At 40.5% G+C, this 792-nt stretch carries 1 protein-coding gene; it reads left to right on the top strand.

The annotated features are described in order from the left end of the window. Nucleotides 1-48: 48 nt before the first annotated feature. The coding region (locus tag HMPREF3263_RS10535) for a hypothetical protein (RefSeq protein ID WP_371113375.1) at nucleotides 49-792 on the top strand (744 nt) is incomplete at its 3' end.

Below are 792 nucleotides of genomic sequence, written 5' to 3'. Positions count from 1 at the left end.
GTTGGATTTGGTGGGGGAAATAGCTTAAATGAACCATTTGCATCTCAAATAGAATCTATTAAATTAGATTTCACTTGGGCATTTAATCCAGATGAAAGAACAAAACCATTATATGAGCAATATATAAAGACGGTAACATCTGATGAGTTTAAAAAGGATTACCCAAATGACCGCATTATTCCTTATGAAGAATATCGAAAAATGTATATAGAGGAGCGACAATATAGAGTTGTAAGAGCTTATTTTCATTTTATTTGGCCTATTGTTTTACTATTTTTTATTTTCCTCCCCCGACCACGTGGTTTTCGTGTCAACCGCAAAAAACGGGTGATTTATTGGCAAACCATCTTTGGCAGCCATGCCATCGCTTTCGTACCGGAACAAGGCGATCCGCTAGGCGGAATCAATTACAGCCGTTTCGGCTTGTATGCGTTTGGTGGCCATGAGCGTTTTTCATTGCAACTTTGGATTGACGACTACCTTTCCAAACGTCGCGTCACTGCACTTTTTGGCGTATATCCAAGTCCAAGTTCAGAACATAATGCGCAAATCCTACGCGCTATTCGCGCCTATCTTACGGAAGACAATCCTGAATTTTTAAAGTATGTAGGCAGAGATTTTAAAAACTTTGGCTTAAAATTTAATATTGCGCTATGTAACGCTTTTGCACTGCGTGTGCCGTTTAGTCGCAAAAAAGCCGACCGAGCCATTGAAATGGCGCTTGCCGAATGGAACAAGAAAACCCCGAACCAAAAACAAGGTTGGTTCAACGAACGCCGCGCAACACAAAAA

The sequence above is a fragment of the Haemophilus sp. HMSC61B11 genome (assembly GCF_001838615.1).
GTDB classification, from domain to species: domain Bacteria; phylum Pseudomonadota; class Gammaproteobacteria; order Enterobacterales; family Pasteurellaceae; genus Haemophilus_D; species Haemophilus_D parainfluenzae_AD.
Note: the sequence above shows the minus strand (reverse complement) of the source record. Positions and strands in the feature narration are given on the sequence as shown.